General features: G+C 42.8%; 3 protein-coding genes. All 3 read left to right on the top strand.

What is annotated here, in order from left to right; translation table 11 throughout:
• The first annotated feature begins 235 nt into the window (after positions 1-235).
• Entirely contained in the window at positions 236-1,975 is a 1,740-nt protein-coding gene (locus LIR34_RS17020; RefSeq protein ID WP_265107746.1) for a class I adenylate-forming enzyme family protein, read from the top strand.
• Positions 1,976-2,053: 78 nt separating this feature from the next.
• On the top strand, positions 2,054-9,052 hold the full coding sequence (locus tag LIR34_RS17015) for a Cna B-type domain-containing protein (protein WP_173903383.1): 6,999 nt from the start codon (positions 2,054-2,056) through the stop codon (positions 9,050-9,052).
• 66 nt (positions 9,053-9,118) lie between these two features.
• On the top strand, positions 9,119-10,025 hold a 907-nt coding region (locus LIR34_RS17010), incomplete at its 3' end, for a hypothetical protein (protein ID WP_330659953.1).

Genomic DNA, 10,025 nt, shown 5'->3' with positions numbered 1-10,025 from the left:
TTCTATAGGTATAGAATTTACTCTTGCAAGGTAGAATTTAAAAATTCATTTAACTATCGTTATGTTAAAATATACATGCAACTACATAAATGAGTAGAAAACGTCATGAATCAACAAAATTCATGAAATTTAACAGCATATTCTACAAAGTGAACAGCCGCAGTATAAAGGAAGAACGCAGGGGCTGTTTTTGTTCTATGCAGGAAATGCTGAATATCAAGGAGGTTATGAAAAAGTGAGTTGTGAAAAGAAAACTACAGGACGACCGAGTGAAGATCGTCGCTGGATGCAGTATTATCCAGACATGATGCTTGAGTTGATCAAGAGACCGAATTGCACTGTATGGGAATATCTGGAACAGCATTGTCCGGGTCCTGATGTTGTAGCAATCCATTATTATGGAGAGGACATCACCTGGAGAACGGTCTTTGAGGAATCAGAGAAATGTGCGAGATCCCTGAGAGCTATGGGATTCGGGGAGGGAGATCAGATCCCGGTATTCTTCAGACTTGTTCCGAACTTTGTATTTCTTCTGCTGGCAGCAGAGAAGATCGGTGCTTCTATTCTGTGCAGAGATAATACACTTATTGAGAATGTTGAGGCCGTCAGCAAGGCTGATGCGAAGGCCATTTTTGCTCATGACTTTCTGTCACAGAAAGAACTGAGAACATATTGCGAAGGGGCAGGAGTCAGAAAGGTTATACTTCTCGAGCCGATGTATTATGGACATGAATCCACCCTTCCGGATTACATAAAAGCATCCCTGGATGAGATTTATCCACGGGTGACAGCTTCCGGTGAGAATACCATGAGCTGGGACGAGTTCCTCTCTCTTGGCAATTACTATGTCGGCAGAGTAGAAGCAGACAGAGATCTCACCAGACCACTGTTCCGTGCTTATACAAGTGGATCCACAGGTCCGTCCAAGCAGGTTATCCACTGTGCGAACAGTATTCTCGGCACCGTATGTCAGATGAACTTTTACGGAGGATCCGATCAGATCCGTCCGACCTGGATGGTGACATGCCTTCCGCCCGCACTGGTAGCAGTTGTGGTTTCCATGGTAATGCTTCCGCTGTCATCCAATAAACTTCTGATCATGGATCCATTTGTTGATCCGGAGGATGTTGACCTTGAGATGATGCGTTACAGACCAAACGGCTGGCCGATGATCCCGATGTTTATTGAGCTGGTTATGCGTAATGGACGAGTTCCAAAGGACTATGATATGTCTCATCTTCTGGCGGCAGGAGCCGGATGCGAGGCAGTGAACAACAACCAGCTGGATCGTGTACAGAACTTCCTCGAGGAGCATAACTGTCATGTGCGTTTTACCGTAGGATATGGAAGCAGCGAGGGAGGCTCCAACCTGACCTTCCAAATGGCACCGAAGTCCATCCATAACGGAAATGTGGGAATTCCGATGCCACTGACAGATATGAGTGTTTTCAAGCCGGGAACCCAGGAAGAACTTGGATATAACGAGATGGGTGAGATCTGTGCCTCAGGTCCGGGAATCATGCTTGGCTATGACAGGAGAAGTGCCACCGCCAAGGCTCTTCAGACCCATGCAGACGGTAAGCTCTGGCTTCATACAGGAGATATCGGCTATGTGGATGAGGACGGCATCTTTTATGTGCTGAACCGTGGAGCAGCATTCCGCTATGGCGGCGGTGAGCTTGCAGTTCTTCCGATGGAGAACCGCCTTGCCGATGCAAAGATCCCGGGTATCAGGGATGAATTCTTTGTACTGATCGAGGATGAGGATCACGATGGATACTTTGTTCCATACCTCTATGTTGTACTTGAGGATGGATACTCAGTAGATGACATCATTGACGATGTACAGTCTTGTCTGGAACCATATATGTTTCCAGTTGAAATATTGGCAATCGATGAAAGACCTTTCTTCCACTTTAAGACAAACCGCATTGAACTGTCTAAAGAACTGAAGAAAAGAAAGTATGATTGCTAAATATACCTGGTGCTGTGACAGACAGTAATAAGCCAGATGAAACTGTAAACCAAATAAAAAAAGAAAGAAGGAGATAATATGAGTAAAAAACCACACTCAGGTCTGAAACGTGCACTGGCATGGATGCTGACGGTAGCTATGATGGCTCAGGGTTGCATCGTATATGCGGACGACTTCACCAGTGAACCGGATGCGGCGGTTGTTGAAGAAGCAGCAGTTTCTGAAGACGTTGACACAAGTGCAGACAGCGACCTGGAATCTGCTGATGAAGGAGAAGATACATCAACAGAAGCAGATGTTCCGGAGATCAGTGATGAGGACCTCGACACAGAGGTAGTCGCAGACGATCAGCAGGATACTGATGAAGGTTCAGAGGCGCCTCTGTTCTCTGACGGAAGCGAAGAAGATGCAATTGTTTCTGATGGTGCAGAAGCAGTTGGAGATGATACCGCAGATATCGGTGCTTATGAACCAAGAGAAGGTGACGTAGGAACTTTTACTGTTGCCGGAAATGATGTCTATGAGTATCATAGATACAGAACAACTGATGGAAAGTATTCTGGAAAATATCGATTTGCTGTGGCAAATTATCCGGTGAACAATGCAACAATAACTATGGCTCCGTATGAAACAAGACAGTTTGTAGTTCAATCACTGGTAGCAACTAACTATAAGACAGCTACAGACGATGTAACAACTACACAATGGTGGAAGGATTATTCCAGAAATCCAAGTTATTGGCCACACTCAACTATAAAATGGGCACTTACAGAAGGTAGTGATCATGCCTCTATCTTTGGAGAAACAAATCCAGTTGTAACTATTAGTGCTTTTGAAGAAGGCGATGTTACACTTACTGGAACATGGACAGGATATAACTGTAATACTTCAAGCAAAAAATATAAAGCATGCGAATTAGTAGTTACTTACAAAATTCATATTACACCAGCAGTAGGTAAAGTGAATTTTGGTGACAAGTTTGTGTTAAGTGGTTCTCCTACCTCTCAGGATATCATTGATAACTCAGTATTAACAGAAAGCGACTCATGGGGAGAAGACAATGCCTATACCGATTTTGCTGCAACAAGAGATGAGAGCGGCAAGATCAAAGCAGGCATGAAAGAATGTACAATGAGTTACAAAGCTTATCCAAGTAAGGGTCAGGGAACAATCAATCATAATTATTATGTTGATTTTCATGAAATGATAGGTAAAGAACTGAATACTACTGCGATTTCACCTGATGAAAGAGCAAAACTGCAGGAAACTTTCAGAAGAGATGTTAGTTTGCCGGCACCTGGTATTTATGTCCAGACTCCGGATCCAGTTAGTATTCCGAAGAAGGGCGACTATACATTTATTACTACTCAGGTCTTTAACGGTGGAAATGGCGCAGTATCATCTCCGGCTTATACCTATAAATTTATGGATGATTCTGCAAGTGAATATGCAGATGACTCATCTGTGATCACTGCTACAACAGCCGATAAGGGAAAAGTAAAAGTTACAGCTTTGAAGCCTGGTGCTACTTCTATGAAAATTATCTACAGTTATACGGATAAGACTACAGGAGAAGAGAAAACAGCAGAATCCAAACCTATTCGGATTACAGTCAATGGTATTGTGTTTGATGAACCAGCTACCATAACACTGTCAGCTGACGAAGCCAAAGACTACAAGATCAAATATAAACTGTTTGATTATAGTAAAGAAAACCCGGATGTAACAACATCCATTCCAGAAGAAGATATTGTATGGTCAATTGATAACAAAGCAATTGCATCTATCAGTACAGATGGTGTGATTCGTCCTAAAAAAGAGGGATCTGCAACTGTTACATTAAAAGCTACAATTAACGGATATCAGGATACAGCTACTCAGGGTGTTACAGTGACTTCTACCGGTGGTAGAATTTCTTTAAATAAAGATTCTCTTACAATGACCAAGGGCAGCAGCCAGTCTCTTACTGCAACTGCTTATTACAATAATCAGAAAGTTTCAGATGCAGTATTTAACTGGGCAACTGACAATGATAAAGTTGCAACTGTAGATGGTGGAAAGATTACAGCGGTTGGATATGGTAAGACTGTTATCACCGCATCCTGGAAAGCAGAAAATGGAACTACATATGCTGTAAAAGCAGACGTAGAAGTGGTACAAAATGGAATTTATCTGACTGATGCCCAGAATGAAGTAACCATGCCTCAGGGAAGTACACAGGAAATTGCCTGGACACTCTGGAATATGGGGCAGTATAAAGCCGGTTCTACCGGAGAAGGATATAATCCATCCAGTGATGTAACCTGGAAGTCAGCTGACGAAGCTGTTGCAACAGTAGATTCTGTTGGTGTTATCACTGCGAAGGATCTTCCGGAAGGTCAGACAACAGCGAGCACAACTGTTACAGTAAGCTACAAAGGAACAAAAGTAAAAGATATTAAAGTAAATGTAACCGAAAACCAGAAAGTTGTTGTAAAAGGTGAAGCTGTAGAAATTACCGGAACTAAGGGTGAAACCAAAACCAACAAGGCCGGTGAAGATATTACAGATACCTGGAAAATCGGTTATTTTGAAAACGGTCATGGAAGTCTGAATGCCCAGTTTTATGGTAACGGTATTTATAATATTGATATTGTAAAGCAGGCAGGAGAAAAAGTAAGCGTTACAGGAAAGACTCCATACAGTGGATATATTTATTTGAGCCATAAATATTATGTACCGATGGAAACTGGACAGCTTTATGGTGTATGGCAGAGTATCGCCATTAAGGTTAATGGTGAAGCAGGACTGTATCTGAACAAAAACTCCTTATCTATGAAGATGGGAGAATCCGGTACAGCAACAATCCTGGGTACCTTTATTAAGGAAGATGGAACAGAACTGGAACGAAAGTTCTGGGCAGATAAGAGTAATCCGAAGCTTTCAAAACTTGAGATGGTTGAAGGCGATACAAATATCGTTACAGCACAATCAGATCCGGCAGATGGAAGAATGCTGCATCTTACAGCTGTTTCTCCTGGAAAGACTACGATCACAATCAAATGTTATCCGTTTGATCCTACAGCTACCTGCGAGGTAGAGGTAACATCTGATGCAAGACTGATTCTTCAGCCAGCGGAATTAACTGTTAAGCAGGGTACTACAGAAAAAATTACAGCAAAGGCATGGGATGGATCTGCATATGTGGAGAATCCGCAGATTACATGGAAGAGCTATAATGAGTCCATTGCAACAGTAGATGGCGGCGTTGTTACAGGTGTTAAAAGAGGTAATGCAACAGTTAGTGCTGCATGGAATGGTGTCAATGCTAATGATGTAAAAGTTACCGTAACTCCAAGTAGAAATATAACTCTTTCAACAGAATGGGATGACCATGACAACCAGGATGGAATCCGTCCTGAAAAAGCAACACTTCAGTTGACAGCAAATGATGAAAACTGTGGTGATCCAATCGAACTGAATGCAGAAAACAACTGGACATATGAATGGAAACTTCTGGATGCAGAAGATGCAGAAGGAAATAATATTGTTTATCGTGTAAAAGCAGAAAATCCGAAAGAGTACACTGCAAAAGTAACAGGTAGTGCAGATGATGGATTTGTTGTTACTTATTCACATGAAATTGCAAAAGTCAGTGCTACAGCAAATGTAACATGGGATGATGCAGAAAATCAGGATGGAATCCGTCCTGCATCAGTAAGCTTACAGCTTAAATCAAAAGTTGAAGGCGGAGAAGCAGTAAACGTTGGTGATAACGTAACTGTAAAAGCAGACGCTGATGGAAACTGGACCAAGACATGGACAGATCTTCCGAAATACAATGCTGGTAAAGTAATCGAATACACAGTAGAAGAATCCGGACTTCCGGAAGGATATACCATCACAACTACCAAGGATGAAGAAACAGGAGCAATCACACTTAAGAACTCTTACACACCAAAAGGTGTTGATATTGCAGTATCTGTAAACTGGAATGACGCAGACAACCAGGATGGACTTCGTCCGGAGTTTGTAGAAGCTGAGCTCTATGCGGGTGATGCATCCACAGGTAAGAAAGTAAAACTTACTGCAGATAACGAATGGAAAGCAACCTTCGAGGGACTTGCAGTAAACAAAAATGGTAAACCAATCGAGTATTCTCTCGTATCCACCAAAGCTGAGGGATATGAGATCAAGACAACCGGAAGTGCAACAGAAGGACTTGTTCTGAACTATACACATGCAGTTAAGACAGTAGATGTTAAAGCAACTGTTGTATGGGCAGATGGAAATAACAGAGACGGTGTTCGTCCGGAGACAGTAAGCTTACAGCTTAAAGCTGATGGCGAAAATCTCGGTGATGTGATCACAGTCAATGAGAAATCCAAATGGACCAAGACATGGACCGGACTTGGCGAGTACAAAGCTGGTAAGGAAGTTGTTTATACAGTCGAAGTAGTCGGCCTTAAGGGTGGTGAAGACGGATATACCGCAGAGATCACAGGAGATGCAGGAACCGGATTTACCATCACAGCAACTCATGTACCGGCAGTGGCAGAGATCAAAGCATCTGTTAACTGGGATGATGCAGATAACCAGGATGCAATCCGTCCGGAATTTGTTGAAGCAGAACTTTATGCCGGTGATGTATCTACAGGTAAAAAAGTAAAACTTACTGCTGACAACAAATGGACAGCTTCTTTCGGAGAGATGGATCTCAAGAAAGACGGCAAAACAATCGATTATACTCTGGTAGCAACCAAAGTTGATGGATATGACTGCGTAGTAGAGGGAAGCCCGGCTAAGGGACTTATCCTGAAATACTCACATACAACATACAAGACAGACGTAACTGTAACTACCAAATGGGATGATGCAGAGAACCAGGATGGAATCCGTCCGAACACTTACAGTGTACAGCTTACAGCAGACGGTGAAGCTGTCGGCGATGCAATCACCCTGAATGAGGCTGGAAACTTTACAAAGACCTGGAAAGGCCTTGAAAAGAACAAAGCCGGAAAAGCAATCACATATTCCGTAAAAGCAAGTGATGTTGCCAAAGGATATGAAGCAGCTGTAAGCAGTACTGAATCCGGAATCGTAGTTACTTTAACTCATACTCCGGAAGTTGCAGATATCGCAGTATCCGCAGCATGGGATGATGCAGACAACCAGGATGCACTTCGTCCGGCATCTGTAGAAGCTGAAGTTCTTGCAAACGGCGAAGCAACAGGAAACAAAGTAACCCTGACAGCAGAGGGTGAGTGGAAAGCAACCGTTAAAGCTCTTCCGGTATATGCCGCAGGACAGAAGATCACTTATACACTCAAATCTGATGTAGATGCATACACAAGTGCATGCACAAGTACAGCAGATGGTCTTGTACTGAAATTCACACACAAGACAGAAACTGTAGATGTAACCTTAACAACTAAGTGGAATGACAAAGAGAACCAGGATGGCAACCGTCCGTCATCTTACAGCGTACAGCTGATGGCTGATGGTGTTAAAGTTGGCGATCTCATTACACTGAACGCAGGAAATGAATTCTCCAAGACATGGACAGGACTGCAGAAAAACAGAACAGGTAAAGTCGGAGAAGCAATCGTTTACACAGCAGAAGCTACAGTTCCGAATCCGGATTTATATGAAACTTCTGTAAGTGGAGACGCAGCAACAGGTCTTGTAGTAACAAATACTTATGTACCTGCAACAGTTGAGATTCCGGTATCTGTAAAATGGGATGACGCAGAAAATCAGGATGGAGTACGTCTTGACTCTGTAGAAGCAGAACTTTATGCAGACGGCGAAGCAACAGGAAATAAAGTGACTCTGAATGCAGAGAACAGCTGGACAGCTAAATTTGCACAGGTTGATGTCAAGAAAGACGGAACAAGAATTAAATACGAGGTTAAGAGTACAGAGAAGGAAGGCTACACAGTTTCTGTATCTGGAAATATCCTTGATGAGGAAGGTCTTACCCTTAATTACAAACATGTACCGGCAACTGTAAACATCAGCGCCAAGGCAGCATGGAATGATGCAAAGAACCAGGATGGAATCCGTCCGACAGATACACTTGTTCAGCTTTATGCAGATGGAGAAGTACTTGGTGACAAGGCAGTTCTTGAATCTGGAAAATCCTGGACTAAGACATGGGCAGAACTTCCGAAATACAAAGCAGGTAAAGAAATTGCTTATAAAGTAGTTGCATCTGCGGTATCCGGTTATAGCGTCAAAGTATCCGGAGATGTAGAGAAAGGTTACACAGTAACTTATGCTCACAGTGTTGCCAAGACAAAAGTAACTGTTAAGAACACATGGAACGACCTGAATAATGTTGTTGATTCCCGTCCTTCCAAGCTTGTTGTTGAAATCTATGCAAATGGAAAGGCAACAGGTAAGAGAGTAACACTTACAAGTGCAAACAAATGGACTGCAACAGTTTCCAACCTGAATAAGAAATCAGCAGGAAAAGTAATCTCCTACACAGGAAAAGTTGTTGGTGCACCATCCGGATACAGCATTTCAATCAAATCTGCAAACGGAACTGTAAATGTTACAAGCAAATACACCAAGATTACAAAGAAACTTAATCTGAAACTTTCCAAGACATCCTATGTATACACAGGAAAGAATCTGAAACCGACCGTTACTGTATACAATGGAAAGAAGAAAGTTGCAAATAAGTACTACACAGTAACTTATAAGAACAACAAGAATACAGGCTATGCAACTGTTATCGTCAAAGGTAAAGGCAAGTTTGCAAAATATGCAGGCAAAGCTACATTTACTATCAAACCGAAACAGATGCGTAAACCGTCTGTAAAGAGTACTGCTAAGAAGACACTGGCTGTGGGCTGGGTACGTGATGCACAGGCTACAAAATATGTAGTACAGTACAGCCAGAATAATAAGTTCCAGGGCAAGACCACAAAGAGTGTGACAATCAATAAAAACACAATTGGCAAAACAACTCTGAAAGGTCTCGCAAGCGGCAGGTACTATTATGTACGTGTGCGCAGCTACAAAGTGGCAAATGGCAAGAACATTTATGCACCTTCCTGGAGCCAGGTTGTAAAAGTTAGAGTGAAATAAAGAAATCCACTGATGTGGTCAGGAGCGGCGGTAACGCCGCTCTTGGAAATGAGGAGGAAAAAAGAAATGTATAGGAAATGGTTAGGATGGAAAAAGGTTGCCGTATGCCTCGTCGGCGCTGCAATGGTTATGCAGGGTGCGAGTATGACAATGGCAGCCGATGAATATCCTACAGAGCAGAATGAACCTGATTATGCGAATGAAGATCAGACTGCTGAAGACACAGCAGAAGGCAGTACAGATTCTGATGAAGATTCCGAAGATCAGAGTACTTCTGATGAAGACACAGATGAAGATACTTCCGATGAAGACACTCTTCATGAGGAAACAGACGAGGATACTTCTGATGAGGATTCCGACAGTGTCGCAGATGTAGTGATCGATCCGGAAGAAACACCGGAAGAAAGTGAAGATGTTATTGCAGCAGAGGAAGATGGAGAGGATGCAGAGTCAGTAGGACTTCTGGTGACAGGAACTGTAAGCCATATCGATCTTTCCAGAGTGGCAGAGGCAACTCTTACTGTTGGAGACAAAACACTGACACAGACAGTTGTATTTGATGAGGGAGACCTTGGAAATATTACAGTGGATCCTGACTATGCAGGAGCAATTATTCTTGGTGAGGGACAGATCCACATCGCAGGAGTATTTCCGGTAGGTACTTTTGACAACAGAGTACAGTACACAGTATCTATTACAAAGGATGTAACATTTACAGATCCTGATACAGGTGCAACTTACACTCAGACTATGACATTTACATCTTCATTCAATTACTGGGATGAAGGCAATATGTGTCCAAGCCTTGGATACAGAGAGTACTGGTCAAACGGATTTGTAATCCCGTGGTCAGGTATGGATTTCGGATTTGGAACTGCAAGTGCAGTAATTCCGGGACCAACAGCAGTACCGGTAGAGCCGACAGCAACACCAACCCCAACACCGGGAGCAACAGATCCGGAAGGACCGACAG

It is taken from the genome of Blautia sp. MSK17_66, from assembly GCF_020538025.1.
In the GTDB taxonomy this organism is placed as follows: Bacteria; Bacillota; Clostridia; order Lachnospirales; family Lachnospiraceae; genus Blautia_A.
Note: the sequence above shows the minus strand (reverse complement) of the source record. Positions and strands in the feature narration are given on the sequence as shown.

Coding starts and splice junctions, on each gene's coding strand:
- LIR34_RS17015 (WP_173903383.1), top strand. CDS start 2,054: ATGAGTAAAAAACCACACTCAGGTCTGAAACGTGCACTGGCATGGATG.